This is a genomic window from Allobosea sp. GW821-FHT09G06 (assembly GCF_059416005.1).
Window position 1 is genome coordinate 199,236 of sequence record NZ_JBWKOI010000003.1, and the last position, 24,535, is coordinate 223,770.

Annotated in this window: 25 protein-coding genes; 14 read left to right on the forward strand and 11 right to left on the reverse strand. The window is 66.9% G+C overall.

The annotated features are described in order from the left end of the window. Positions 1-28: 28 nt before the first annotated feature. Genes AC07NY_RS17215 through AC07NY_RS17225 form a run of 3 tightly spaced genes read right to left on the reverse strand, consistent with a single transcriptional unit; the run spans position 29 to position 3,980 of the window. Positions 29-1,189 (reverse strand): acyltransferase family protein, encoded by a 1,161-nt coding sequence (locus AC07NY_RS17215; protein WP_494584857.1) that lies wholly within the window; start codon positions 1,187-1,189, stop codon positions 29-31. Continuing rightward, positions 1,186-2,430: an O-antigen ligase family protein gene (locus AC07NY_RS17220; protein ID WP_494584858.1), complete on the reverse strand. Its 1,245-nt coding sequence runs from the start codon at positions 2,428-2,430 to the stop codon at positions 1,186-1,188. Before AC07NY_RS17220 ends, AC07NY_RS17215 begins: the two co-directional genes overlap by 4 nt. Further along, positions 2,427-3,980 carry an undecaprenyl-phosphate glucose phosphotransferase gene (locus AC07NY_RS17225; protein ID WP_492283725.1) on the reverse strand — a complete coding sequence of 518 codons (1,554 nt, stop codon included), beginning with the start codon at positions 3,978-3,980 and terminating at the stop codon, positions 2,427-2,429. The genes AC07NY_RS17220 and AC07NY_RS17225 overlap by 4 nt, the downstream gene beginning before the upstream one ends. A 521-nt stretch (positions 3,981-4,501) precedes the next feature. Between AC07NY_RS17225 and AC07NY_RS17230 the strand changes: the two genes are divergently transcribed. Both AC07NY_RS17230 and AC07NY_RS17235 read left to right on the forward strand, forming a co-directional pair. Further along, on the forward strand, positions 4,502-4,855 hold the full coding sequence (locus tag AC07NY_RS17230; RefSeq protein ID WP_492283724.1) for a DMT family transporter: 354 nt from the start codon (positions 4,502-4,504) through the stop codon (positions 4,853-4,855). Then, positions 4,852-5,187, forward strand: coding sequence for an SMR family transporter (locus AC07NY_RS17235; RefSeq protein ID WP_494584859.1), 336 nt, complete (start codon positions 4,852-4,854; stop codon positions 5,185-5,187). The genes AC07NY_RS17230 and AC07NY_RS17235 overlap by 4 nt, the downstream gene beginning before the upstream one ends. A gap of 164 nt (positions 5,188-5,351) precedes the next feature. Here the strand turns inward: AC07NY_RS17235 and AC07NY_RS17240 are convergent, their stop codons facing one another. Both AC07NY_RS17240 and AC07NY_RS17245 read right to left on the reverse strand, forming a co-directional pair. Continuing rightward, positions 5,352-6,518 (reverse strand): glycosyltransferase, encoded by a 1,167-nt coding sequence (locus AC07NY_RS17240; RefSeq protein WP_494584860.1) that lies wholly within the window; start codon positions 6,516-6,518, stop codon positions 5,352-5,354. A 15-nt stretch (positions 6,519-6,533) separates the two neighbouring features. Further along, positions 6,534-7,094 (reverse strand): polysaccharide biosynthesis/export family protein, encoded by a 561-nt coding sequence (locus AC07NY_RS17245; protein WP_494584861.1) that lies wholly within the window; start codon positions 7,092-7,094, stop codon positions 6,534-6,536. Positions 7,095-7,771: 677 nt separating this feature from the next. Here AC07NY_RS17245 and AC07NY_RS17250 point away from each other — a divergent pair. Next, positions 7,772-9,934 (forward strand): GumC family protein, encoded by a 2,163-nt coding sequence (locus AC07NY_RS17250; protein WP_492283720.1) that lies wholly within the window; start codon positions 7,772-7,774, stop codon positions 9,932-9,934. A gap of 9 nt (positions 9,935-9,943) precedes the next feature. Here AC07NY_RS17250 and AC07NY_RS17255 read toward each other — a convergent pair whose 3' ends face one another. After that, on the reverse strand, positions 9,944-11,170 hold the full coding sequence (locus AC07NY_RS17255; protein WP_494584862.1) for a GNAT family N-acetyltransferase: 1,227 nt from the start codon (positions 11,168-11,170) through the stop codon (positions 9,944-9,946). Between the two features lie 138 nt (positions 11,171-11,308). Here AC07NY_RS17255 and AC07NY_RS17260 point away from each other — a divergent pair, with 138 nt between their 5' ends. Then, positions 11,309-12,370: a polysaccharide deacetylase family protein gene (locus tag AC07NY_RS17260; protein ID WP_494584863.1), complete on the forward strand. Its 1,062-nt coding sequence runs from the start codon at positions 11,309-11,311 to the stop codon at positions 12,368-12,370. A 6-nt stretch (positions 12,371-12,376) separates the two neighbouring features. On the opposite strand, the gene AC07NY_RS17265 is transcribed toward AC07NY_RS17260, so the two are convergent. Beyond that, on the reverse strand, positions 12,377-12,586 hold the full coding sequence (locus AC07NY_RS17265) for a DUF2842 domain-containing protein (protein ID WP_336813364.1): 210 nt from the start codon (positions 12,584-12,586) through the stop codon (positions 12,377-12,379). Positions 12,587-12,714: 128 nt separating this feature from the next. Between AC07NY_RS17265 and AC07NY_RS17270 the strand changes: the two genes are divergently transcribed. Then, positions 12,715-13,776, forward strand: coding sequence for a COX15/CtaA family protein (locus AC07NY_RS17270; RefSeq protein ID WP_494584864.1), 1,062 nt, complete (start codon positions 12,715-12,717; stop codon positions 13,774-13,776). A gap of 111 nt (positions 13,777-13,887) precedes the next feature. On the opposite strand, the gene AC07NY_RS17275 is transcribed toward AC07NY_RS17270, so the two are convergent. From AC07NY_RS17275 to AC07NY_RS17285, 3 genes are all read right to left on the reverse strand, one after another. Beyond that, positions 13,888-15,165, reverse strand: a complete 1,278-nt coding sequence (locus AC07NY_RS17275; RefSeq protein WP_494584865.1) for an O-acetylhomoserine aminocarboxypropyltransferase — start codon at positions 15,163-15,165, stop codon at positions 13,888-13,890. Between the two features lie 89 nt (positions 15,166-15,254). Then, entirely contained in the window at positions 15,255-15,803 is a 549-nt protein-coding gene (locus AC07NY_RS17280; protein ID WP_494584866.1) for a CoA-binding protein, read from the reverse strand. A 92-nt stretch (positions 15,804-15,895) separates the two neighbouring features. Then, positions 15,896-16,708 carry an enoyl-CoA hydratase gene (locus AC07NY_RS17285; protein ID WP_494584867.1) on the reverse strand — a complete coding sequence of 271 codons (813 nt, stop codon included), beginning with the start codon at positions 16,706-16,708 and terminating at the stop codon, positions 15,896-15,898. A 114-nt stretch (positions 16,709-16,822) separates the two neighbouring features. Between AC07NY_RS17285 and AC07NY_RS17290 the strand changes: the two genes are divergently transcribed. Further along, a complete protein-coding gene (locus AC07NY_RS17290) occupies positions 16,823-17,236 on the forward strand; it encodes a PaaI family thioesterase (protein ID WP_494584868.1) in 414 nt (137 codons plus the stop codon). A gap of 24 nt (positions 17,237-17,260) precedes the next feature. Here AC07NY_RS17290 and AC07NY_RS17295 read toward each other — a convergent pair whose 3' ends face one another. After that, positions 17,261-18,034: a substrate-binding domain-containing protein gene (locus AC07NY_RS17295; RefSeq protein ID WP_492283712.1), complete on the reverse strand. Its 774-nt coding sequence runs from the start codon at positions 18,032-18,034 to the stop codon at positions 17,261-17,263. A 229-nt stretch (positions 18,035-18,263) separates the two neighbouring features. On the opposite strand from AC07NY_RS17295, the gene rplM reads away from it, so the two are divergent. The 8 genes from rplM (at position 18,264) to AC07NY_RS17335 (ending at position 24,402) form a co-directional block, all read left to right on the forward strand. Then, positions 18,264-18,728 carry a 50S ribosomal protein L13 gene (gene rplM / locus AC07NY_RS17300; protein ID WP_257731664.1) on the forward strand — a complete coding sequence of 155 codons (465 nt, stop codon included), beginning with the start codon at positions 18,264-18,266 and terminating at the stop codon, positions 18,726-18,728. Between the two features lie 2 nt (positions 18,729-18,730). Beyond that, positions 18,731-19,210, forward strand: a complete 480-nt coding sequence (gene rpsI, locus AC07NY_RS17305) for a 30S ribosomal protein S9 (protein ID WP_199090930.1) — start codon at positions 18,731-18,733, stop codon at positions 19,208-19,210. Positions 19,211-19,307: 97 nt separating this feature from the next. Continuing rightward, positions 19,308-20,060, forward strand: coding sequence for an SDR family oxidoreductase (locus AC07NY_RS17310; protein WP_494584869.1), 753 nt, complete (start codon positions 19,308-19,310; stop codon positions 20,058-20,060). Positions 20,061-20,255: 195 nt separating this feature from the next. Then, positions 20,256-20,534: a hypothetical protein gene (locus tag AC07NY_RS17315; protein WP_494584870.1), complete on the forward strand. Its 279-nt coding sequence runs from the start codon at positions 20,256-20,258 to the stop codon at positions 20,532-20,534. 15 nt (positions 20,535-20,549) lie between these two features. Next, positions 20,550-21,506 (forward strand): agmatinase, encoded by a 957-nt coding sequence (gene speB / locus AC07NY_RS17320; RefSeq protein WP_494584871.1) that lies wholly within the window; start codon positions 20,550-20,552, stop codon positions 21,504-21,506. Positions 21,507-21,608: 102 nt separating this feature from the next. After that, the gene (locus AC07NY_RS17325; protein ID WP_492283708.1) at positions 21,609-22,076 is read left to right on the forward strand and encodes a YybH family protein; all 468 of its coding nucleotides are present in this window, start codon (positions 21,609-21,611) and stop codon (positions 22,074-22,076) included. A 186-nt stretch (positions 22,077-22,262) separates the two neighbouring features. Beyond that, entirely contained in the window at positions 22,263-23,198 is a 936-nt protein-coding gene (gene argC / locus AC07NY_RS17330) for an N-acetyl-gamma-glutamyl-phosphate reductase (protein ID WP_494584872.1), read from the forward strand. Between the two features lie 103 nt (positions 23,199-23,301). Further along, a complete protein-coding gene (locus AC07NY_RS17335; RefSeq protein ID WP_492283706.1) occupies positions 23,302-24,402 on the forward strand; it encodes a helix-turn-helix transcriptional regulator in 1,101 nt (366 codons plus the stop codon). The last annotated feature ends 133 nt before the right edge of the window (positions 24,403-24,535 follow it).

Genomic DNA, 24,535 nt, shown 5'->3' on the forward strand with positions numbered 1-24,535 from the left:
GCTCGGCCATGCGCGCGACCCGGATTGTCTAGCTGGCGATGCGGCGGGCTTCCCGGCCTTCGCTCCAGCTTGATCCGTCGTTTGCCGCGCGCGTTCGGCGCGAGTTGCTCAAGGACGAGGGAAGCCGGAACCAGCGCCCCATCGGGCGTTCGACCCAGCGATAGAGCAGGGCGGATGCCAGCGCCGCAACCGTCATCGCGACGACGATATAGAGTTCCAGCGGCAGCGCCCCGCCCACCAGCTTGACCCAGACTTCCCGGAGCGGCCGCAAGGCGAAGGGGTGGAAGAGGTAAAGGCTGTAGGATGCATTGCCGAGCCCGCCGAGCAGCAGGGCCAGCCGCGGTGGGGCTCCACGATAGAGCGCCGCGCCGCCGACGATCAGGGCGGCGGGCAGGCCCCAGCGCAGCGCCGGGGGGATCGCTCCTTCGGCATCCAGGCCGTGGAACTTGAACATGCCGGCGAAGCCGAGCGCCACGAGGAGCACCGCGCCCGGGCCGGCCAGCCTGACGCCCTGCCGATGAAGCAGCGCCAGCAGGCAGCCGAACAGGAATTCGAGGATGATCTGCTGCGTCCAGAACGCGAGCTGCACCTGGGCCGGTTGCAGGAGCGCGCCGGCCAGCGCGAGGCCGGAGATGACAAGCGCGAGCGCGATCATGCCGCGCCGCAGGGGCAGGAGCATCGCAGCGGCGAACAGCACGTAGAAGAACATCTCCAGGTTCAGCGTCCAGCCCAGCGCCATCACCGGCCTGATCTCGTCGCCGCCGCGCAGGCTGGGGATGAAGAGGTAGGAGGCGAGAATATGCTGCCAGTCGCCGAGCGGCACGTTCAGCAGCCGGGGCGCGATCAGGCCGCCGATCAGCAGGACGCTGGTCAGGAGCCAGTAGAGCGGCACGATCCTGGCGATGCGCCGGGTGAGGAAGACCCGCCAGGCGCCCGGCCGGCCGAACAGGTCGGCCGAGGTATGGACCATGATGAAGCCGGAAATCACGAAGAAGATGTCGACGCCGATGCCCCAGTGCATGAAGTTCGGGTCGATGGCGGGCAGGCCGACGCGCGGGCCGATGGCCTCCGTCTCATGAGCGGCATGGCCGAAGACGACCAGCAGCGCGGCGATAGCGCGCAGGGCCTGGATGTTCTCGATCTGTCCGGCCGGCGCAGCTGCGCCGGTAGAGGGGGCGGCCGCCGTCATGCGCGTTCCTCGCTGCCGCCGTCGCCCGGCCTCAGCGCGGCAAGGCCCCAGATCAGGCCAAGCAGCATGTAGAGATGCCGCCAGTGGTCGCTGTCGATCTGGAAGCCCTGCAGGATAGTGACGAAGAGCACGGACCAGATCGCGATGGCATGCAGCTGTGTCGGCCCCGGCCGGAACACCACCCGCCAGCCGACATAGCAGGTCGCCACCATCAGGCTGGCCCATGACAGCCCGCCGAGCCAGCCATAGGAGGCGAAGGCGTTGATATAGACGTTATGCGGGTCGGCCTGGTTGAAGATCCAGCGGAATTGCAGCGGCCCGAAGCCATTGGGCGCATCGAGCAGCATCGGAATGGCGCGCAGCTGGTTGCCGAAGCGGCCGGTGACGCCCTGGTCGTAATCCTGGTTGAGGCTGGCGCGCGCGTCGAAGACGCTGCGGATGTCCTCGAAGGACAGCGCGACGAGCAACGCCGCGACCATGGCAACGAGCGCGGCCAGCGACATCGTGACGATGCGGGCCCGGCGGGCGGCATCGGGCGCGGTCAGGAAGGTGAGAACGACCATCAAGGCGGCCGACACGACGAGCACGCCCCAGGCGCCGCGGGAGAAGGTGAAGAACAGCGCGGCGAGCGGGACGCTGAGTGTGATGAGGCCGCGCAGCATGCCGACCTGCCCGGTCAGGATGCGTTGCAGCACATAGACGATCGGCAGCGCGAGATAGGGGCCGAGCACGTTGGGGTCCTTGAACGTGCCCGACGCGCGCCCGTAGAGCGTGAAGGTCGAGCCGAGCCCGGCGACATCGAAATAGCCGAGCAGCGCCGCAAAGCCCGCGACCCACGCGGCAAAGAGGTAGCCGCGGCGCAAGGTTTCCAGCCGCCCGGCCGCGTCCTGCGACATGATACCGGCGATGAAGACCGCCGTGATCATCAGATAGACCGAGACGGCGGTGAAGCGCACCGCGTCGCCATCGCCCATCCAGGGGATGAGCGAGAAGATGCCACCGATATTGTAGCCGAGCAGCAGCACGGCCAGCGGCAGGAGCTTCTGCGAGAACCGGATGCCCGTCAGCGCGAAGACGAACAGCGCCAGCAGGAAGACGACCTCATAGGGCGAGGGCTCGATCAATGCGAGCCCGCTGGAGGCGCCGAGCAGCCACAGCGTCCCACGCTTGATCGCCGCATAGGAGACGGTGAGGCGCGCCGGCCGCTCGCCGCGCGGCGGATGTTGCGCCAGCGTGCTCAATAGGCGTTCTCGTTCTTGGTCAGCAGCGAGAACGGCGTCTTGGCGAGGATGTAGAGGTCGAGCAGCACCGACCAGTTCTCGATATAGTAGAGATCGTGCTCGACGCGGCGCTGGATCTTCTCGTCCGTGTCGGTCTCGCCGCGCCAACCGTTGATCTGGGCCCAGCCGGTGATGCCGGGCTTGACCTTGTGGCGCGCGAAATAGCCGTCCACCACCTGCTCATAGGCGCGGTTGGAGGCCGTGGCGTGGATCGCATGCGGCCGCGGGCCGACCAGCGAGAGATCGCCCTTGAACACGACGTTGATCAGCTGCGGCAGTTCGTCGATCGAGGTCTTGCGGATGAAGCGACCGACGCGCGTCACGCGTGGATCGTCCTTGGTGACCTGCTTGGCCGCGGTAGGGTCGGCCATGTCGTTGCGCAGCGAGCGGAACTTGAAGACGTCGACGGTCTCGTTGTTGAAGCCGTAGCGCTTCTGACGGAAGAAGACCGGGCCCTTGGTGTCGAGCTTGATGGCGATCGCGGTCGCCAGCATCACGGGTGAAAGCGCGATCAGCGCGAGCGTGCCGACGACCTTGTCGAAGGCCCATTTTACGACGATGTCCCAGTCGGCGATCGGCCGGTCGAAGACGTCGAGCACCGGGACGGCGCCGAAATAGGAATAGGAGCGCGGCCGCAGGCGCAGCTTCGACATATGAGCGGAGAGGCGGATGTCGATCGGCAGCACCCAGAGCTTGCGCAGCATCGTCAGAAGCCGTGCCTCTGCCGAGATCGGCAGGGTGAAGATGACGAGGTCGAGCTTGGTGCGACGCGCGAACTCGACGAGGTCGTCGATCGTGCCGAGCTTGGGATAGCCCGCGACGAGATCGGGTGAGCGCTCGTCATTGCGGTCGTCGAAGACGCCGCAGATGCGCAAGCCGGTATCCTTCTGGCTCTCCAGCGCGCGGATCAGGGCCTCGCCTGCCTCGCCGCCGCCGACGATGGCCGTGCGCCGCTCCAGCCGGCCGGTGCGGGTGAGATGGCGCACGCCCGCCATCATCACTACGCGCCCGGTGATCAGGGCGCCGGCACCGGCGAAATAGAAGCCGACCAGCCAGACGCGCGAGACCTGGTCGCCGATCTTGAGGAAGAAGAAGGCCGCGAGCGCGAACAGGAACAGCATGGTCCAGCCGGTAACCAGCCTGACGGCGCTGCCGATGACATGGCGCAGCGCACCGATCGGGTAGAGCTGCAGCGCCTGGAACAGGGCGAGCGAGCCGAACGCCAGCGCGCCGACGGTCACCTGATAGGGCAGCGTGTATTCGACCTTGCCGGCGGCATAGAGCCAGTAGATCAATCCGCCCGTCGCGAGCACGGCGATGAGGTCGAGCAGCCGGGCGGCGCCTTCGATCATCACCGGGGAGAGCGTGGGCTTGACCGGGATCGCCGCGATGCGCTCGGCCAGTGGATGGAAGCGCCGCGTCTGGCTCTTGTCGGCTCCGCCGAACATCGCCGGCGAGGCCGAGGCGGCCGCATCCGCCTTCATCATATCGCGGACGTCGAAAGTCCCCATGACCCTACACCCTCAACTCGGAGCGCCGCGCCGGGGTGCAGCGATCCCGGTTCGGCTCTACCCGAAATTGCTCACGGAACATTTAACCCGACCGCTCGCTGTTTTCGGGGATTCGTAAACCTCGGGGGCGGTCCGGCGGCCTCTCCGGGGCGCCTTTGGCATGATGTCGAAACGCGATGGCGAAAAAGTGGATTTTGTCTTGGCCGGCCAGTGATTTGGCGCAGGTTCGAAGCCGGCGAAAAAGTTGTCATTTCCCGCAAGTGATTGTTATTGCAAGTGATCGCGAGTTGACAGTTCCGTGTCGCGTAGGCATATTGGTTTTCGATGAGTGTCTGAGAAGCACATATTGCTCGTTAAAGAGCGCCGCGCCCGAACAGGTGTTTTGCCTATGGTGCCGGCTGCTGGAGAAAATCTCCGGCCCAGTCTTCTTTTCAGATCTGTCGATTTTAAACTCTAACGATTGCTTGGCTGTCCCTGCGTCGCACCCGTGACGTTCAGCGCCGGCTTCGCCCGTGTGCAACATGTCTTTTCATTGGTTGGTTCTGCTCGCGGCCATCGCCGTCGAGATCGTCGCGACGGCCGCGCTGAAGTCGGCTGTCTCCACCTCATGGCTCGTCGGCACCTTGCCGCTGCTCCTGATCGGTCTGTCTTTCGTCCTGCTCAGCGTCGCGCTGCGCGTCATCCCGATGGCGGTCGCCTATGCCGTCTGGGAAGGTCTCGGCATCGTCGGCATCGCGCTGATCGGCCATGTGCTCTTCGGTGAACACCTGACCGCCGCGCGTGCGGCCGGCCTTGCCGCAATCCTCGCAGGCATCCTGCTGATCGAGAACGGAGTGGGGCACGAACGTAGCGAGGATCACGGGAGGCTCGTGTGAGCACCTCCCTTATGCAGGCTGCGCCGTTCCTCTGGCTCCTGCTCGCCGTCGCGCTCGAAATCGGCGGCACCTACCTGCTCAAGCTCTCGGACGGCATGACCCGTCGCGCGATGGGGGCAGGCGGCATCGTCCTCGTCATGGGCGCCTTTGCGGCGCTCGCGAAGGCCATCGAGGGCATGGACCTTTCGGTCGCCTATGCCGTCTGGGGCGGGGCGGGCCTGGTGATCACGGCCATCATCGGCGCGCTGGTCTTCGGCCAGCGCATCAGGCCGGTGGGCTGGCTCGGCATTCTGCTGGTGGTCTGCGGCGTCGTCGCGCTCAAGATGGTCTGAGGTTGGTCGGCGCCACCCAATTGTCATTCCGGGGCTTCGCGCAGCGAAGAACCCGGAACCCACGACTGGGTGAAACCTTTCAACCGGATGATCCCAAACGCTCACCTGGTCGTGGGTTCCGGGTTCGCGCCTGCGGCGCGCCCCGGAATGACAAGGAGGTCGGCTCAGGCGGTACCACGTGCCTTCAGCGCGTCGCGATAGCCGGCAATGACGCCGTCGACCATGTCGTCCAGGCGGAAATTCTGTCGGACATGGCTGGCGAGGTCGGCCGCCTGGGCGAGGCGCTCGGCCTCCGGGGTCTCGATCATCGCCTTGATCGCCCCGGCCAGGATCGTCGGGTCGTTGGCCGGGATCAGGCGCTGGCGATGCCCGGGGCCGTAGATCTCGCCGATCCCGCCGACATCGGTCGAGATCAGCGGCTGCGCGGCCGCGGCCGCTTCCAGGATGACATAGGGCAGGGATTCCGCCCGCGACGGGATCACCATGGCCCGGGCGCGGGCCAGGGCCTTGCGGATCGGGGCGGGCGGCTCGAATACGCATTGGTCGGCAATGCCGCGCTCGCGCGTCATCCGCTTCAACTCGTCTTCGTCCGGCCCGGAGCCGACGATCAGGATGCGCGGGGTCAGCTTGTCCCGGCGGCGCAGCAGCGCCAGCGCGTCGATCAGCGTGTCGACGCCCTTGGCCGAGCGCAACTCCCCCAGATAGAGCAGGTCGAATTCCGCCGCGCCATGGTCTATCGGCTCGAATTCCGCATCGGAGACGCCGTTGAGCACGATGCGATGATCCGTGCGCGGCTTGTGGCCGATATGGGCCTCGAAGCGGCCGGCGATGAAGCGGCTCTCGAACAGGAACATGTCGGTGGCGCCTTCGAGCAGGCGCTCGACGGTCATATAGACCTTGTGCTCCGTGCTGCCGGGCTTGTAGTTGAAGCTGCCGCCATGGGGTGTGTAGCCGGTGACATAGCGTCGGCCGGGCGAGAACAGGGCCGGGATGCGGCCATAGACCCCGCCTTTTGAGCCGTGGCAATGCACGACATCCGGCGCGAGGCGTCGCCGCAGTGCAATTTCGGAGAATTGCGCCTTGAGGTCGGTCACGCTCGGATAGCGCGACATCGGCACGCGCGTGATGCCCAGCGTCAGCTGACTGCCGAGCTCGCGAAAGACGTCGTCGGCCCGCGCGCCTCCGGTGCTTGAATCGCAGAAGATTCCAACATCATGTCCGCGTTCGACCTGGCCCCGGGCCACGTCGAGAACGTGTCGGAACAGCCCGCCGAGCGGCGCGCGGAAGACATGCAGGATTTTCAGGGGGCGCGAGGCGAGACGATCCGTCATGAGCTCAGCGCGATCTCAGAACCAGCGTTCCTTGATGACGATCGTATCGCCGGGCTGCACCGGGTAGGTGATCGGCACGGTCGCGGTCACGGTCTGCCCTTCGATCTGGCGCGTCACCTCGGCCGAGGAGCGCAGGCCGCGCGGCGTGAAGCCGCCGGCGATGGCGACGGCTGTCTGCACGGTCATGCCGTTCACAAAGGGGAACTGGCCGGAATTGCTGACTTCGCCGAGCACGAAGAAGGGCCGGTAGGTATCGACCTCGACCGAGACCTTGGGCTCGCGCAGATAGCCGCCGCGCAGCTTGGCCTCGATCGCCTGGGCGAGCTGCTGCGTCGTGCGCCCCTGCGCCTCGACCGAGCCGATCAATGGCATGGCGATGCGCCCGGCCCCGTCGACAGCATAGATGTTCGAGAGATTGTCCTGCCCGAAGACGATGACGCGCAGCCGGTCGCCGCTGGCGAGCCTGTAGGGGCCGGCCGGCTCGGCGAGCGCATAGTCCGACGCCGGATAGCGGGGCGCGCAGGCGCCCGCCGTCATGGCGGCGGCCAAGGCGAGAGAGGCGAGGCGTCGACTCATCACTGGCTTACCCGTGCAGAACTCGCCTGATCCTTAGGTCGGATATGGTTAACAAAGGCTTCCTGCGGGCCCGTCGCGGGTATCTTGCCGATAGGGCAGGCGGCCTCGGCCTGTGCTGCGGATTGGCCGCCGCAGTCGCTTTTACTCGGTGGCCGACTCCGGCCAGCCGGAAGGAGGTACGCTGCCGACTGCTAGGCTGTGGGGGTAGCAGCAGTCGGCAGCGGCCCGGTCATGGCGACACGTTTGACCGGACGAATCGAATCTCGTTCGTCTCGCTGAAGGGCGGATGAAGCTGCGGCTTCGTGAGGGTGCAACGACTCGTTAACCATCCTTGCCGTGCCACAGCGCTCACGCGCTCAAGGCATTGGCGGCAAAGGCGGGGAGGGGCGGAAAATCGTTTACGAATGCGATCGGTTCGTCCGGAAAATCGCCCCGCGGCGCTTCGGTTGCGCCGCGCGGTGCGAGACGTTGGGCTGGCATCGTCATGTCGGACGTCAGGCGGTCGCGATTCGTCCGATCGGTCTCGTCGGCTGATCTTCGCGCGTGACGTAAAGGGCGGGCAGCCGCAATTCCTGCTGCCCTCGGGTCGGCATTTACTCGGCACTAACCTTACCGAGTGTTCAATGTCGCCCGCGTCCCTCCCTAGGGGCGACAGTTTTGCGTCGATAGGTGGGCCCATGACCGCTCAAGCTGGGATTGATGCGCGCGGCGCCGGCGAAGGCCGAGGCGACATGCTCGATCTCTCCGCCCTCTGGGCGGCGATCAAGCGCCGCAAGCTCTGGATCATCGGGCCGACGCTCGTGGCGTTGGGTCTCTCCTTCGTTGCGGTGAATGTTGTCACGCCGCGCTATACAGGCGAGGCGCGGCTGCTGCTGGAGAGCCGCGGCGGCTTCTTCGCGCTGCCGGGCCAGACGGCCGGCGACAGCAGTCAGATTGACGCTGAGGCCGTGCAGAGCCAGGTCCAGATCATCATGTCCCGCGACCTGGCGCGCGAGGCAGTGAAGCGGATCGGCCTGGTCGGCAATGCCGAGTTCGACTCGGGCGTCGGCGCGCTTGGCGCCGTGCGCAAGCTCGCGGTCATGATCGGGCTCGGTGGTCATCCAGCCGATCGGTCACCGGAAGAGCGCGTTCTCGAGAAGTATTACGACCGGCTGCTGGTCTATCCGGTTGGTCGCTCGCGCATCGTCTCCATCGAGTTCACCTCGCGCGATCCCGCGCTCGCCGCCCGGGCCGCGAACACCATCGCCGAGACCTATCTGGAATTCCAGGAGCAGGCGAAGCAGGATAACGCCCGCAGCGCCTCGAACTGGCTCTCGACCACGATCGAGCCCCTGCGCAAGCGCGTTGCCGAGGCCGAGGCCAAGGTCGAAGATTATCGCTCGAAGAACGGGCTCTTCGCCGGCCCGAACAACACCACGATCACCTCCCAGCAGCTCACCGACCTGTCGGCACAGCTCTCCAGTGCCCGCAGTCAGCAGGCCGAGTCGCAGGCCAAGGCGGGATTGATCCGCGACGCCATCAAACAGGGCCGCACCTTCGAAATCCCTGATGTCGCCAATAACGACCTCGTCCGCCGGCTGATCGAGCAGCGCGTCAACCTGCGTGCCCAGATCGCAGCGGAATCGCGCAGCCTCCTGCCGGAGCATCCCCGGATCAAGGAGCTGAACGCCCAGCTGCTCGACCTTGAGGGTCAGCTCCGTGCCGCCGCCGAGCGCACCGTGCGCACGCTGGAGAATGAGGCCAAGATCGCCGGCCAGCGCGTCGAAAGCTTCCAGGCCGCGCTCGACGGGCAGAAGAAGAATGTCTCCAGCGCCAACGACAGCGAAGTGCAGCTGCGCGCCCTTGAGCGCGAGGCCCGCACGATGCGCGAGCAGCTGGAGCAGTACATGCAGCGCTACCGCGAGGCGGTCGCGCGCGACACCATGAATGCCACGCCGGCCGATGCGCGCATCATCTCGCGGGCCGTCGAGCCAACCGAGCCCTCCTTCCCGAAGAAGGTACCGGTCGTGCTGGTCGCGACGCTCGCGACCTTCCTGATCGCGCTGGCGACGATCGTGACGCGTGAATTGCTCAACGGCCAGGGCCGGCCCCTGCCGGGCGCCGCGCGGGGCCCGCGCTGGGTTTCCGCCGGCTCGCCCGAGGACGAGGCCGGATCGGCCGGTCCGGTTCCCGCCGCGCCGCGCCATGAACGCGTCGCCGGCCTGCTGACCCATGCCGGAAAGCTCGGTCAGACCCGGCTCGACCTCGATCGGCCCGAATTGACGCTGGCCGAGATCGCCGAGCGGACACGTGAGCCTGCGCGCGGCATGGCGCCCCTCGCGCTCGTCCTCGACGGCGCCGGAGACGACGCCGCGCGGCCCCGCGACCTCGCCGAATTGCTGGCTCAGCGCTGCCGCTGCGTGCTCATCGACCTGTCGTCCGATCCTGACGGCGGCGAGGCCGGTTTCTCTGAGCTGCTCGCGGGCGAGGCCCTGTTCTCCGACATCATCATGCGGGCGCCGGGCTCGCGGCTGCATCGCATCGGCTCCGGCCGTGCCGGCCGTGAGGCGGTTCTCGCCGCACCCGATCTCGTCGATGTCGCGCTCGATGCGCTCTGCGAGACCTATGACTGGGTGCTGGTCGCTGCCGCCTCGAACGATGACGGCGCGGTGCTGAAGCCGATTGCCCGCCGCGCGCAGGCTGGGCTCGTCATGAGCGGGCAGGTGGGCAACGGCCATGCGCTGGAGACCGCCTATCGCCTGAGCGAGCTGACCGAGGCGCCGGTGACGCTGATCCTCGACGGCGAGGGCGGTGCGCCGATGCCTCCGGTCTCGCGCTCGGAGGTGCCGGTCGAGGCCTGATCCGGCGCTTTACTCCTCTTCGGAGCGCTTGCCCCGAAGCAGGCCCGATGCGCGATGAGCGATTTTCAACGCGACCGGCGAGCGCTTGATCTGCCGCTTCAGCTCGCGCTTGGCGCGGGCGATCCGCGCGAAGAAGCCTCCCTTGAAGGTCAGCGGCAGGAAGCTGTCGACGAGATCGTCATGGTCGTCGCAGAAGGTGGTTTTGTAACGGGCCTCGCCGACGCCGAGATCGAAGACCGCGACGCCCTCTCTCGCCTTCAGGCGGATCAATTCGGCCAGCAGCAACTCGCCGGGGCTCGTCTTGACGGTCTCGCTCGCCATGTCGAACGAGGTCGCCATGCCTGAGAAGCGCTCGCCCTGGATCGCGCCGACATAGGTCGCGATCGCCTGGCCACCGAGATCGAGCGCATAGAGCTCGATCGCCGGATGCATCGACCCATCGCTCATGGCCCCCTGTTCCAGGAATGCGCGCATCGCCGGCTCGGCGAAAGGATCGGGCACGCCCATGGCGCGGAAGCGCTCCGCCTTCTGCGACAGGAACGCGTCGATGATGCGCGTGACCTCGCCCGGTGTCGTGGCACGCGTCAGAGTCGAGGGCCCGAAATCCCGGAAGCGGCTATGCTTGTTCTTGAGCTTCTTGCGTGCGTGGCTGCTCATCGAGCGCTTCAGCGTCGCGTCGCCGTCACCGGCGATCAGGGCGAGCTTGTAGGCGCGGCTCGGGCTCGGCCCGGCGGCCAGCAGCGCCGCGGGATTGCTGACACCTTGCCATGTGACAGGCTGGTTGACGAAGGCCAGCGCATCGAGCCCGCCGATGGCTGTGCCGATCTCGGTCAGCAGCTGCGTCGTCAGGCGGGCATCGAGCTGCGCCGCGAAGGCCGGCGCGTAGAGCCCCATATGATAGTTGGCGTGCTTGCCGCCGATGAATTCGGCGAAACGGAAGCCGCTGCGCCCGGTGATGGTGAGTGGCAGGAGCGCGCAGAGTTTGCCGTCGGCATCGCGCACCAATGCATAGCGCAACGCCATGTCGTGGGCCGTGCCGATCGTTTCGACGAACGGCCTGATCCAGTCATAGCTCTGATAGGGCGTCGCCAGCGCCGTCGCTTCGAAGGCGCGCCATGTCTCGGCGAGGCCAGCGATATCGGTCTCGATCGCGATCGAGGCCCAGGGGCGCGACGGAGCGCGGCCGGTCGGGATCTCGTCGAGCGTGGCCAGCGGAGAGGCGGTGGCGGTGGGCATGTTTCTTTCGCCCGTGCGAGCAGGGACTGATGGCGCTTCCTTAACCCGTCATTGTGAACGGATCGGCCACATTGTGCCGGCCCGGCCGCGCGATCGCGCGACAGCGTTACCGGGCGGTTTGCAAGAGGACGGTTGCATTTGGCGGCGATGAACGGGCGTCACAGGGCCATCGCGGCCGCATTCCGGATGATGGCGGCGACCGGCGCCGACCGCTGGAGCCGCAGCTTCGCGCAAGGGCAGGGCGTGATCCTGACCCTGCACCATGTCCGAGCGACGGAGCCGCGTGGCTTCGCGCCGAATGCGTTGCTCGACATCACCCCGGATTTCCTCGATCGCGCGCTGCGCCTGGTCCGGGCCGAGGGCTACGACATCGTCTCGCTGCAGGAGGCGTTGGCGCGGCTGCGCAATCCCAAGCCCGGCCGCTTCTTCGTCGCGCTGACCTTCGACGACGGCTATCGCGACAATGTCGAAGAGGCCTGGCCCGTGCTGGCGAAGCATGAGGCGCCCTGGACGCTGTACGTGACGCCCGGCTTCGCCGACCGGACGGCGCGGCTCTGGTGGCTGGAGCTGGAGGAGGCGATCCGCGCCCTGCCGCGCCTCGATCTCGCCTTGCCGGATGGTCGCTTCACCGCCCGCACCGAAAGCGATGTCGAGAAGAGCCGCGCCTTCGCCAGGCTCTACTGGCGCCTACGCCGCGGTCCGGAAGCGATTCTGCTCTCGGCGATTTACACTCTCGCGGCCGAGGCTGGCATCGACCCCGTCGCCCTCGTCGAGCGTGAATGCCTGCCCTGGGAGACGCTGCGGGCGCTCTCAGGTGCGCCGGGCGTGACCATCGGCGCCCATACCCTGACGCATCCGATGTTGGCGAAGCACGACGCGGATGTCGCGCGCCGCGAGATCGCGGGCAGCAAGCAGCGCCTCGAGGCGGAATTGGGGATCCCGATCCGCCATTTCGCCTACCCGGTCGGCGATCCCGGCTCGGCCGGGCCACGCGATTTCGCGCTTGTCGCGGAGGCGGGTTTCGAAAGCGCGGTCACGACGCGACCGTGCCATCTCTTTCCCGAGCACGCGGCCCATCTCCACGCCCTGCCGCGCGTCTCGCTGAACGGCCTCCACCAGAACGAGGCGGCTCTGCGGGCGCTGCTGTCGGGGTTGCCGTTTTGGCTGCGGAGCAGGGGGCGCAAAATCGACGTCGCCTGACGAGCGTCAGGCCTCGTCCTTGCGCTCCATCCACTTGATCAGCGGCAGCAGAGGCAGCACCCAGGCGAGGCCGAGCGCGATATAGGCGATGGTCTGAACCGGCTTCGAGGCCTCGGTGATCCGCCCTTGCGCCAGAGCCATCGCGACGAGCGCGTAGACGCAGACGAAGACGAGGATCAGCACGGTCCCGATCAGCTTGCGGTTGCGTTGTTTCATCGGGCTCTCATGGTCACTGCGGCAATGCGGGCGTTGTCGCGCCGGAGCGAGGGGTCTATGTCACCGGCGAGCGCGCTTGTGAAGCGATGCGCTTCTGAATATTCCCGCCTGCGACCGAAAGCCCGCCCGTGACCCTCGCCCTCGACCAGACACGCGCCGACGCCAAGGCCGATCATGCCGGCATCCGCCGCTGGCTCTGGATCGTGGCCGGGCTGGTCTTTCTGATGGTCGTGGTCGGCGGCGCGACAAGGCTCACCGGCTCCGGTCTCTCGATCACCGAATGGAAGCCGATCACCGGCGCCTTGCCGCCGCTCTCGGCGGATGCCTGGGCCGAGGAATTCGGCAAGTACCGCGCGAGCCCGCAATACCAGCTCCTCAACGAGGGCATGAGCCTTGGCGAGTTCCAGTTCATCTACTGGTGGGAATGGGGCCATCGCCAACTCGGCCGCTTCATCGGGCTGATCTATCTCGCCGGTTTCCTCGTCGTCGCTTTGCGCCGCCTGCTGGCGGTCCGGCAGGTCGCAACGCTGTTCGGCATGGGCCTGCTGCTCGGCCTGCAAGGCGCGATCGGCTGGATCATGGTCGCGTCGGGCTTGCAGCCCGGCATGGTTGCCGTCGCGCCGGTGAAGCTGACGCTGCATCTGACCTTCGCCGGCCTATTCTTCGCCTCTGTCGTGGCCTTCGCGACGGCGCTGACGCCACTGCGCCGGGTCGAGCCGGCGCGGGGCAGGGCGACTGCGTGGCTGCTCCTGCTGCTGCTCTTCGTGCAGGTCGCGCTCGGCGGGCTCGTCGCCGGCTCGAAGGCCGGCTTCACCTTCAACACCTGGCCCTTGATGGACGGCGCGCTCGTGCCGCCGGGCTCGCAGCTCTTCGCCCAGACGCCGTTCTGGGAGAACTTCGTCGACAATGTCGCCTTGGTGCAGTTCAACCACCGCCTCGGTGCCTACATCCTCCTCGCAGTTGCCCTGTGGAACGTGCTGAGGCTGCGCCGCACGGCGCCGGGCTCGGGCAGCGCCAAGCGCTCGACCGCCATCGCCGGGCTGGTCCTGGCGCAATCGGCGCTCGGTATCGTGACGCTATTGCTGGTGGTGCCGCTCTGGGCCGGGCTCGCTCATCAGGCGCTCGGCTTCGCCGTGCTGGCGATGGGCGTGGTGCATGTCACCCGCAGCGAGCAGGCGGCGCGCCACTAGGGAGCGTCATGCTCGGGCTTGACCCGAGCATCTCCCCAAGAAAAAGGCGCCGTTCCCGGCGCCTCCATCGTCACGAGATTCTCGGGTCAAGCCCGAGAATGACGCACTAGCCTATGCCAGCGCCTGATCGAGATCAGCGACCAGGTCCTCGACATCCTCGAGGCCGATCGACAGGCGCACCACCTGCGGCCCGGCGCCCGACGCGATCTTCTGCTCGTCGGTCAGCTGGCGATGCGTGGTCGAGGCCGGGTGGATCACCAGCGAGCGCGTATCGCCGATATTGGCGAGATGCGAGAACAGCTTGAGGTTGGAGACCAGCTTGACGCCGGCATCATATCCGCCCTTGAGCCCGAAGGTGAAGACCGCGCCGGCGCCCTTCGGCGCATAACGCTTGGCCAGCTCCTGATACTTGTCGCCGGGCAGGCCGGGATAGCTCACCCACTCGACGGCGGGATGCTTCTGGAGATGCTCGGCGACCTTCTGCGTGCTCTCGCAATGGCGCTGCATGCGCAGCGGCAGGGTTTCGATACCGGTCAGCAACATGAAGGCGTTGAAGGGCGACAGAGCCGGGCCGAGATCGCGCAGGCCCAGCACGCGGGTCGCGATGGCGAAGGCGAAATTGCCGAAGGTCTCGCCCAGCACCATGCCGTTATATTCCGGCCGCGGCTTGGAGAGCATCGGGTAGCGGTCGTCGCCGACCCAGTTGAACGAGCCGCCGTCGACGATCAGGCCGCCGATCGAATTGCCATGGCCGCCGAGGAACTTCGTCGCCGAATGCACGACGATGTCGGCGCCGTGCTCGAACGGGCGCAGCAGATAGGGCGAGGCCATCGTGTTGTCGACGATGAGCGGGATGTTGTGCTTCCTGGCGATGGCGCTGATCGCGGCGATGTCGACGATGACGCCGCCGGGATTGGCGATGGACTCGATGAAGATCGCCTTGGTCTTCGGCGTCACGGCGGCGGCGAAGCCCTCGACATCGTCCGGATCGGCCCAGATCACGTTCCAGCCGAAGCTCTTGTAGGAATGGTTGAACTGGTTGATCGAGCCGCCATAGAGCTTGCGCGCCGCGACGAACTCGTCGCCCGGCTGCAGCAGCGCATGGAAGCACAGGAACTCGGCCGCATGGCCGGAGGCGACGGCGAGCGCGGCCGTGCCGCCCTCCAGCGCCGCGACGCGCTCCTCCAGCACCGCGTTCGTCGGGTTGCCGATGCGGGTATAGATATTGCCGAAGGCCTGCAGCCCGAACAGCGAGGCGGCGTGGTCGACATCGTCGAAGACGAAAGAGGTCGTCTGGTAGATCGGCGTGGCGCGTGCGCCCGTCGCCGCGTCGGGTGCCGCTCCGGCATGGATGGCGAGTGTGCTGAAACCCGGTGCGCGGTCGGTCATGGCTGCTCCCTGACAATCTGACGTCGAAAACGGATCGTTCGATTTAACGAACGGTTCGCAAGGCGTCAATTCGCAGGCGGCCGGCCGCGTCAGGTCCCCGGCCGGTGGATCGTCAGCTTCTGGAAGCCCTTGCCGGCGAGCACCGGCTTCTTGGCCGAGAGGATGCGCGAATTGATGCCCTGCCAGCCGATCTCGCCGGAGAGGCGGCCGTATTCGATCTTCGGGCAGCGGTTCATGATGACGGTGACGCCCTTCGCCTCGGCCCGCGCCGCGGCCTCGTCATTGCGCACCGACAACTGCATCCAGATCACCTTGGGCAGGGGATCGAGCGCCAGCGCCTCGTCGGTGATCGGGCCAGCCGCTTCCGAATTGCGGAAGATCTCGACCATGTCGATCGGGCCGGGAATGTCCCTGAGCGCGGCATAGACCGTTTTGCCGAGGATCGTCTGGCCGGCGAGGCCGGGATTGACGGGGATGACGTCATAGCCGCGGTCGATCAGGTACTTGGTCACGATCCAGCTCGGCCGCGCCTCATTGGCGGAGGCGCCGACCAGCGCGATCCGCTTCACGGATTTCAGGATCTCGCGGATCAGGCTGTCGGGATAGGCGTCGTGGGTCATGGGGACACTCTGCGTCATTCTCGGGCGAAGCGAAGCGCAGACCCGAGAATCTCTTCGATGGAGATTTCTGGTTTACGAGATGCCCGGGTCAAGCCCGGGCATGACGACCATCATCCCTCCCACACCGGCGCGCGCTTTTCCACGAAGGCGCCGATGCCTTCCTCGGCGTCGCGCGCGAGCATGTTCTCGACCATCACCGCAGAGGCATGGTCATAGGCCGCCTTCAGCCCCATTTCGCGCTGCTCGTAGAAGGCGCGCTTGCCGATCTTGACCGTCGCCGGCGATTTCGAGGCAATGATCGCGGCGAGCCGCCGCGCCTCCGCCAGCGCATCGCCCGCCGGCACGACGCGATTGACGAGGCCCATTCGGGCCGCTTCCGCCGCCGGCACCATCTCGCCGAGCAGCAGCATTTCCAGCGCGTGCTTGGCGGAGAGGTTGCGCGAGAGCGCGACCATCGGCGTCGAGCAGAACAGCCCGATATGGACGCCCGGCGTGCAGAAGCGGGCGCCTTCGCCCGCGACCGCAAGATCGCAGCTCGCGACGAGCTGGCAGCCGGCGGCCGTCGCCGTGCCCTCGACGGCCGCGATCACCGGCTGGGGCAGCGCGGTGATCTGCTGCATCATGGCCGAGCAGCGCCCGAGAATGTCCGTGAAATAGGCCCGGCCCCGGTCGGCATCGGCGCGATGGGCGGTCATCTCCTTGAGGTCGTGCCCGGCGCTGAACACCGGCCCGGCCGCCGTGAGGATGACGACCTTGACCGTGCGATCGGCCGCGATCGCGGCCAAGGTCTCGCTCAATGCCGCCAGCATCGCCTCGCTCAGCGGGTTGCGCACTTGGGGACGGTTCAGCGTCAGCGTCGCGATGCCCTGCGCATCCTCGCGCAGCAGCACGGGCGCAGCCTCCGGCTTGTGATGGGCGTTCATCGTGCTCCCCTTGGCGCTTCCCTTCCGCAATTCCGCCTATTGTCGGAGCCGGCCGAGCATGCTGCAAGGGCATAAGCCCCGTTCCAGCCTGTGGTTTTCCGCATGACGACCCGCATGAGCGCCTCCGAGATCGATGCCTATCTCGACGAGGTCTTTCCCCAGCTCCACCATGGCGGGCGCACCTATTTCATCGAGGAGGTCGGGCCGATGACGGCCCGGATGCGCTGCGACTACCACGAGAAGCACCTGCGCCCGGGCGGCACCATCTCCGGGCCGACGATGATGGCGCTGGCCGATCTCGCGCTCTATGCGGCGATCCTCGCCCAGATCGGGCCGGTCGGCCTGGCGGTCACGACGAGCCTCAACTTCAATTTCCTGCGCAAGCCCGGCCAGACGGCGCTGATCGGCGAGGCGAAGCTGCTCAAGCTCGGCAAGCGGCTCGCTGTTGGCGAGGTCTGCCTCTATTCTCAAGGCGAGCCGGAGATGGTCTGCCATGCGACGGGGACCTATTCGATCCCCGTGCGCTGACCGCGGCTGAGACGGCCGGAGCCGCTACTTCTTCGCCGGAATAGGATCGAGCCCGGTCTTGCGGATGGTTTCCGCCGCATCCGTACCGCCGAGGCAAGCGATCAGCGCCTTCGCGGCTTCGGTCTCCTTGGCGCCGGCCGCAAGCCCGGCCGAGAACACCGTCACGCGCTGGACCTCCTCGGGCAGCGTGCCGACGAAATCAAGCCCTTCGATCGGGATGAGCTCGCTGACCTGCTGGAAGCCGAGCTCGGCCTCGCCACGCGCCACGATGGTGCCGACGCGCTCGCTCAAGATTTTCTTCGACTTCGCCATGACCTGGCCGCTCGGATCGAGCTTGGGAAAGAGCTCCTCGGAGAGATAGGTGCCGCTGGCGCTCGCCGAATAGGCGATCGACTTGGCTTCCATCAGCGTCTTCTTCAGCGCCTCGACCGTGGAGATGTCGGGCTTCGGTGCGCCGGCCTTGACCGAAAGCCCGATCGCCGAGCGCGCGAGGTCGGTGCGGGTGCCGGCCATGCCCTTGCCGTCCTTGACCAGCTTGTCGAAGGCATCGCCGGCCAGGATCACGACATCGGCCGGCTCGCCGCGCGCGAGGCGGTTGGGAATCGCATCCGGTGCGGCGCCCATCGAGGCGCCGTAGGCGCTCGTGACCTTCTGGCCGATCTTTACCTCGCAGGCCGGGACGAGCTCCTTGTAGGCGGCGGTGAAGCCGCCCGAGCTGATCACGTTGACCTCGGCGAAGGCGGGCGGGGCACCCAGAAGCAGGCAGGCGGCGATGAAGGCGATGCGTTTTTGTGTCATGGCGTATCCTCCTGCGCCGGGATGCTGGGGCAGGGGATCGCGCGGCGCAAGAGAGATAAGCGGTATCCAGATACCTCTCTGCTCATCGCTATGAGAAAATTGCATTTTTTCGGGTTTTGCGTTTTCAGGAATGCTTGACAGCCGGCTTCCTTGCCCCTATCCCGACGCCACACCGCCGCCGGGCTCTCCGGCGGCTTGTCCTTTTTTACGCAACCGAAGGGGTACCGCGATGAAGACCACCGTCTCGCTCAAGCCCGCCGATGTCGAAAAGAAGTGGGTTGTGATCGACGCCTCCGGGCTCGTCGTCGGCCGTCTCGCCTCCGTTGTGGCGATGCGTCTGCGCGGCAAGCACAAGGCCGCCTACACCCCCCACGTCGACTGCGGCGACAATGTCATCGTCATCAACGCCGATAAGGTCTCCCTGACCGGCCGCAAGCGTGACCAGAAGGTGTATTATCACCACACTGGCTTCCCGGGCGGCATCAAGGAGCGTTCGGCCAAGTTCATCCTGGAAGGCCGCTTCCCTGAGCGCGTCGTCGAGAAGGCCGTCGAGCGCATGCTGCCGCGCGGCCCGCTCTTCCGCCAGATCCTCGGCAACCTGCGCGTCTACAAGGGCGCGGAGCATCCGCACGCTGCCCAGTCGCCGGAGGCGCTCGACGTCGCCGCGCTCAACAGCAAGAACAAGAGGGTCTGACCGTGGCCGAAGTTCTTCAGTCTCTCGCCCAGCTCGGCGACGTCGCCAAGCCTGAGCAGCCCGCTGCTCCCGTCCACGTCAAGAAGGTCGATGCGCAGGGCCGCGCCTATGCCACCGGCAAGCGCAAGAACGCGATCGCTCGCGTCTGGATCAAGCCGGGCTCCGGCAAGGTCACCGTGAACGGCCGCGACCAGGAGGTCTACTTCGCTCGCCCGGTGCTGCGCCTCGTGCTCAAGCAGCCGCTGCAGCTCGTCGACCGCGTGACCCAGTACGACGTCGTCGTCTCGGTCAAGGGCGGCGGCCTCTCCGGCCAGGCCGGCGCGGTGCGCCATGGCATCTCCAAGGCGCTGACCTTCTACGAGCCGGAGCTTCGCGGCCCGCTCAAGAAGGAAGGCTTCCTGACCCGCGACTCGCGTGTCGTCGAGCGTAAGAAGTTCGGTAAGGCCAAGGCCCGCCGCAGCTTCCAGTTCTCGAAGCGCTGATCGTTTCCGGGATTACCGGTATGCGGAAGGGCGGCTCGCAAGAGCCGCCCTTTTCGTATTGGCTGGTCCTGTCACGCCCGATCAGCAGGAGCCCGCCATGACCCGCCCCGTTCTTCTCGTCACTGGCGGCAGCCGTGGCATCGGCGCGGCGACCTGCATCATGGCGGCCGGGCGCGGCTATGACGTCGTGGTGAACTACCAGAGCAACGCCAAGGCTGCCGCCAAGGTCGTCGCGGCCTGCGAGGCGGCGGGCGCGAAGGCGGTGGCGCTCCAGGGCGACATGGCGAACGCGACCGACATCATTCGCGTCTTCGCCGAGACGAAGGCGGCGCTGGGGCCACTCACCCATGTCGTCAACAATGCCGGCATCACCGGCAAATCGGGTCCGCTTGCCGAGGCGGATATCGCGGTCATCCGCGAATGCATCGACGTCAACGTCACCGGCGCGATCCTCGTCGCGCGTGAGGCGGCTCGTGCGCTCATCGCCAACGATCGGGTGCAAGGCAGGGCGATCGTCAACATCTCCTCCGTCGCGGCGGAGCTGGGTTCGCCCGGCGAGTATGTCTGGTATGCGGCCTCGAAAGGGGCGGTCGATTCCCTCACCATCGGCCTCGCCAAGGAGCTGGCAGCGCACGGCATCCGCGTGAACGCCGTGGCGCCAGGCATCACCGAGACCGAGATCCACGCGCTTTCGACCGGCGAGGCCGGCCGCGTCGCGCGGATCGCGCCGATGATCCCGCTGAAGCGCGCCGCGACCGCTGACGAGATCGCCGAGGCGGTGCTGTTCCTGCTATCCGGCGCGTCGAGCTACACCACCGGCATCGTCCTGAAGGTGGGCGGCGGGCGGTAGCTTCCAATCCTCTTGCCCCCAACCGCGCTGTCATCCCGGACAAGCCGCGGAGCGGCGCCGATCCGGGATCCATGCTGGAACGCTTCCGGTAAAGGTTCCGGCATGGATCCCGGATCTCCCTCCGGTCGCCCGGGATGACGGCGCGGGTGGGAAACGACATATAGTGCTCGCAACCGACACTCTGCCCGGAACCCTATGCGCGTCCTCCTCGTCCTGATCGCCTTCGGCATGATCGCCGTGCCGGCCCTGTTGATGCTGGCGCGGGAGGAGCTCCCGCGCGGGTCGCGCATTGCTCGGGCGCTGGTCGTCTTTTTGGCTCCGGCGGTGGCGCTCGGCCTGATCCATGGCGTGCCGGACCTCGATGGCCGTGCGCTCAACAATCCGAACGCCTGGACGATGCTAAGGCTCGTCCTGACCGCGCTGGCGCTGATCCTGCCCTGGTGCCTCTATGTCTGGTTCAACGCGCGTCGCTGACGCCCTGAGGCGATCATGACCGAAGCCACCGACAAGCCGCCGATCGACCACGCCTTCACCGGCGACAGGCGCGGCGGTGCCGCCGACCCAACCTATGCCGGCGCGCTCTCCTTCATGCGCCGCCCATACGGCAAGGACGTCACGGGCGCCGATCTCGTCATCTGGGGCGTGCCCTTCGATCTCTCGGTGACCAACCGGCCCGGCACGCGCTTCGGCCCGCAGGCGATCCGCCGTGCCAGCGCGATTTTCGACGGCGATCCGCAATACCCTTCGGGCATCGATCCCTTCGCCCGGCTCTCCGCCGTCGATTACGGCGACTGCGCGCTGCCGCGCGGCGATCTCCAGGGATACTCCCGCGCGATTCAAGCGGAAGCTGCCGGCATCCTTGCCTCGGGCGCCCATCTCGTCACGCTCGGCGGCGATCATTTCATCACCTTGCCGCTCTTGCGGGCCAATGTCGCCCGTCACGGCAAATTGGCGCTGATCCAGTTCGACGCCCATCAGGATACCTGGGACGACGGCCCCGGCGGCATCGGCCATGGCAGCTTCGTGCTGGAGGCGGTCCGCGAGGGGCTGATCGATGTCGAGCGCTCGATCCAGATCGGCATCCGCACCGTGGCGCCGCGCGATTGCGGCATCGCCATCCTCGATGCCTATGAGGCGCAGGAGCTTGGCGTGGCCGGAACGGCCCGGCGCATCCGCGAGCGGGTCGGGAAGGGCGCGGCCTACCTGACCTTCGATATCGATGCCCTCGACCCAGCCTTCGCGCCCGGGACCGGCACGCCGGTCTCGGGCGGCTTTACCGCGGATCAGGCGTTGCGCATCCTCTGGGCGCTCCGCGATCTCGATATCCGCGGCATGGACGTGGTCGAGGTCTCGCCGCCCTACGATCATGCCGACATCACCGCGATCGCGGCCTCGACCATCGTCCAGCATTACATTCAGGCATTGGCGCTGAAACGGAGCGGTTGAATCGATTCGTGAGACGGCGGAATCAATCTGCGAAGGCTTGTCTTCAAGCCTTTTGTCCGATTCCGTTTTTGGGCTTTGTCCCTGGATAAGAGAGGGCTTGCGATGACAGGAACAAGCGCAGCATCAGCCGAAAGCTTTCCCGCGGCATTGGCCGCTCTGCGCCGGGCCTTGGCCGATGTCGCCAATGGCGATGTGCGGGCGATCAAGGCACTCTATTCGCATAGCGAGGAGGCCACGAGCTTCTATGGCTGGGGCGGCTATGAGAAGGGCTGGGAGGCTGTCTCCCGACGCTGGGACTGGGCTGCGGAGCAGTTCAAGGGCGGCACCGTTTCGCATGAGAACGTCACCACAGTGGTCGGAGATCCGGTCGCCCTCGTCACCGATATCGAGATCTTCGAGGTCGCGCTGACGCCGGGCGCCGCACCCACGCGCTGGACCAATCGCGTCACCCACGTTTTCCGGTTCGAGGAGGGCGGCTGGCGCCTGCTGCACCGGCACGCTAACCGGCTGGAGGGGCGCTACGAGCCGGCGGGCAGGTTTCAGGCGAAGGGCGCGACTGCGCGAGATTGACAGTCGCGCGCCTTGCGAACATATACGGTGCCATGATGACGAGCTTCATCCGACGTCGCCCTGTCCAGGCCGCTCCGGCGCGCCCGCGATGACGCTCGGCTGACGTCCGAACGCCCGCGACCGCGCCACAGAGCGCGGTTTTTTTATGCCTTTAGCCAACTTGCCTGCCAGCCACCGGGGTGCCCGATGAGCCAGAACCTGAAAACCATCTTCATCGACGGCGAAGCCGGCACGACCGGTCTCGGCATCCGCGAGCGTCTGGCCGTGGTGCCGGAGGTCGCGGTCAGGAGCATTGATCCCGACAAGCGCAAGGACCCCGCCGCCCGCAAGGATATGATGGCGAGCGTCGATCTCGTCGTGCTCTGCCTGCCGGACGATGCCGCGAAGGAATCGGTCGCTCTGGCCGATCAGCTCGGCTCCGACGCGCCCAAGATCGTCGATGCCGCGACGGCCCATCGTGTCGCGCCCGGCTGGGTCTATGGCTTCGCCGAGCTGGAGCCCGGCCATGCCGAGAAGATCGCCAGGGCGGACCGGGTCGCCAATCCCGGCTGCTACCCGACCGGCGCCATCGCCCTGCTGCGCCCGCTCGTCGATGCCGGCCTGATGGTGCAGGACCATCCGGTCACCGTCAACGCCGTCTCCGGCTATTCCGGCGGCGGCAAGTCGATGATCGAGGATTTCGAGACCGGCGTCGCGCCGGCCTTCGAGCTCTACGGTCTTGGGCTCCGCCATAAGCACCTGCCCGAGTTGCAGGCCTATGCCCGCCTGACCCGGCGGCCGATCTTCGTGCCCTCCGTCGGCAATTTCCGGCAGGGCATGCTGGTCTCCGTGCCGTTGCATCTCGACACGTTGCCGGGGCGGCCGGGCGTCGCCGATCTCCACCATGCGCTGGCGGAGCGCTATGCCGGCTCGACCTATGTCAGCGTCCTCCCGCAGGACGGCAAGAGCGGCAAGATCGAACCGGAGGCGCTGAACGACACCAACAAGCTGGAGCTCACGGTGTTCGGGCAGGACGATCTCGGCCAGGCGGTGCTGGTCGCGCGGCTCGATAATCTCGGCAAGGGCGCTTCGGGGGCGGCGGTGCAGAACATCCGCCTGATGCTCGGCCTGCCTGAGGGCTGACGCTCCGTCCGACGCGTGCCGAAGACATGTTGTCTCCTCCATTTAGAGGAGACAATTTCGCATCGCTCGCGCTAAAGTAGTCCCCCCTGGGCGAGGGATGGACGTGGCAGGCGACGAGTTCGAGAATGCGTTGATCGACGGCATCTATGAAGCCGCGATCGTGCCTGAAAGCTGGCCGGCGGTGCTGCGCGATACCGCGCGGATCGCCCATTGCCGCGAGGCCCTGCTCGGGACCGTGCTGCATGACGAGGTGCGCCTTCTCGCTTCGTCGCCGGAGTTCTGCGAGAATTACGAAGAGGTGCTGCGCCGCATTCCGTTTCCGGTCAACGAGCGGGCGCAGCGCTTGCTCGTGCATGGCCGCCACGGTTTCATCACCGACGAGGACGTCTTTACCCATGACGAGATCGCCCGGGAGCCCGTCTATCAGGAACATCTGATCCCGGCTGGATACGGCTCGGGAGTGGCGACGGTGATCAGCGCCCCCACCGGCGACACGACGATCGTCCATTGCGAGCGGACCTTCGCCGAGGGCAGCGTCGATGGTCAGGCCATTGCCGCGCTCGACCGGCTGCGGCCGCATTTCGCCCGGGCCGGGCTGCTCGGGCGCCGGTTGGCGATGGAGCGTGCCCGTGCCGCCTCACAGGCCCTCGAGCTGATGGGACTGCCGGCTGCGGTTCTCAGTCTGCGCGGCCATCTGCTCGACGCCAATACCCTGTTCCAGGACCTGATGCCGGGCGTGTTCCTCGATCGCACGGCCAGGCTGACCTTGGCCCATGCTCCGGCCGACGAGATGCTGGCGGCGGTGATCGCCGGCTTCTCGCGATCGGATCTGCCTCAGCTCGTGCGGTCGTTGCCGATCCCGTCCAGTCGCGGCGAGAGCCCGATGGTGGTGCATGTCGCGCCGGTGCGCGGCCGGGCGCGCGATGTCTTTTCCTTTGCCGGGGCTATCGTCGTCGCGACGCCGGTCGCGGCAGGCGCAGCGCCGGATGCCGGCCTGATCGCCGGCTTGTTCGACCTGACACCGGCTGAAGCCCGGCTGGCAGCCGTCATCGCGGGCGGGCACCCGCCGCGGGATGCGGCTCTGCGCCTCGGCGTGACCGAAGCAACCGCCCGCACGACGCTGAAGCGCATCCTCGCCAAGACCGGCACGCGCCGACAGGCCGATCTGGTCGGCTTGTTGAAAAGCGCAACCGGACCGCGCTGATCGGCTGATCGGGGAAGCCCCCATTTGGGGGATGGCAAACGGGTGTGCCCGCGCCAAGGTGGGATTCTCAAGAGAGGCCGCAAGGCCACAGGCGAGTATCAGCTTGCGCTGCCGAAGCTGGGTCAAGCGGCTT

Bases quoted from the DNA above. Each gene is read 5' to 3' on its own strand.
- AC07NY_RS17215 (WP_494584857.1), bottom strand. From the start codon at position 1,189: ATGACGGCGGCCGCCCCCTCTACCGGCGCAGCTGCGCCGGCCGGACAG.
- AC07NY_RS17225 (WP_492283725.1), bottom strand. From the start codon at position 3,980: ATGGGGACTTTCGACGTCCGCGATATGATGAAGGCGGATGCGGCCGCC.
- AC07NY_RS17230 (WP_492283724.1), top strand. From the start codon at position 4,502: ATGTCTTTTCATTGGTTGGTTCTGCTCGCGGCCATCGCCGTCGAGATC.
- AC07NY_RS17240 (WP_494584860.1), bottom strand. From the start codon at position 6,518: ATGACGGATCGTCTCGCCTCGCGCCCCCTGAAAATCCTGCATGTCTTC.
- AC07NY_RS17245 (WP_494584861.1), bottom strand. From the start codon at position 7,094: ATGAGTCGACGCCTCGCCTCTCTCGCCTTGGCCGCCGCCATGACGGCG.
- AC07NY_RS17250 (WP_492283720.1), top strand. From the start codon at position 7,772: ATGACCGCTCAAGCTGGGATTGATGCGCGCGGCGCCGGCGAAGGCCGA.
- AC07NY_RS17255 (WP_494584862.1), bottom strand. From the start codon at position 11,170: ATGCCCACCGCCACCGCCTCTCCGCTGGCCACGCTCGACGAGATCCCG.
- AC07NY_RS17265 (WP_336813364.1), bottom strand. From the start codon at position 12,586: ATGAAACAACGCAACCGCAAGCTGATCGGGACCGTGCTGATCCTCGTC.
- AC07NY_RS17275 (WP_494584865.1), bottom strand. From the start codon at position 15,165: ATGACCGACCGCGCACCGGGTTTCAGCACACTCGCCATCCATGCCGGA.
- AC07NY_RS17280 (WP_494584866.1), bottom strand. From the start codon at position 15,803: ATGACGCAGAGTGTCCCCATGACCCACGACGCCTATCCCGACAGCCTG.
- AC07NY_RS17285 (WP_494584867.1), bottom strand. From the start codon at position 16,708: ATGAACGCCCATCACAAGCCGGAGGCTGCGCCCGTGCTGCTGCGCGAG.
- AC07NY_RS17290 (WP_494584868.1), top strand. From the start codon at position 16,823: ATGAGCGCCTCCGAGATCGATGCCTATCTCGACGAGGTCTTTCCCCAG.
- AC07NY_RS17295 (WP_492283712.1), bottom strand. From the start codon at position 18,034: ATGACACAAAAACGCATCGCCTTCATCGCCGCCTGCCTGCTTCTGGGT.
- rplM (WP_257731664.1), top strand. From the start codon at position 18,264: ATGAAGACCACCGTCTCGCTCAAGCCCGCCGATGTCGAAAAGAAGTGG.
- AC07NY_RS17310 (WP_494584869.1), top strand. From the start codon at position 19,308: ATGACCCGCCCCGTTCTTCTCGTCACTGGCGGCAGCCGTGGCATCGGC.
- AC07NY_RS17315 (WP_494584870.1), top strand. From the start codon at position 20,256: ATGCGCGTCCTCCTCGTCCTGATCGCCTTCGGCATGATCGCCGTGCCG.
- speB (WP_494584871.1), top strand. From the start codon at position 20,550: ATGACCGAAGCCACCGACAAGCCGCCGATCGACCACGCCTTCACCGGC.
- AC07NY_RS17325 (WP_492283708.1), top strand. From the start codon at position 21,609: ATGACAGGAACAAGCGCAGCATCAGCCGAAAGCTTTCCCGCGGCATTG.
- argC (WP_494584872.1), top strand. From the start codon at position 22,263: ATGAGCCAGAACCTGAAAACCATCTTCATCGACGGCGAAGCCGGCACG.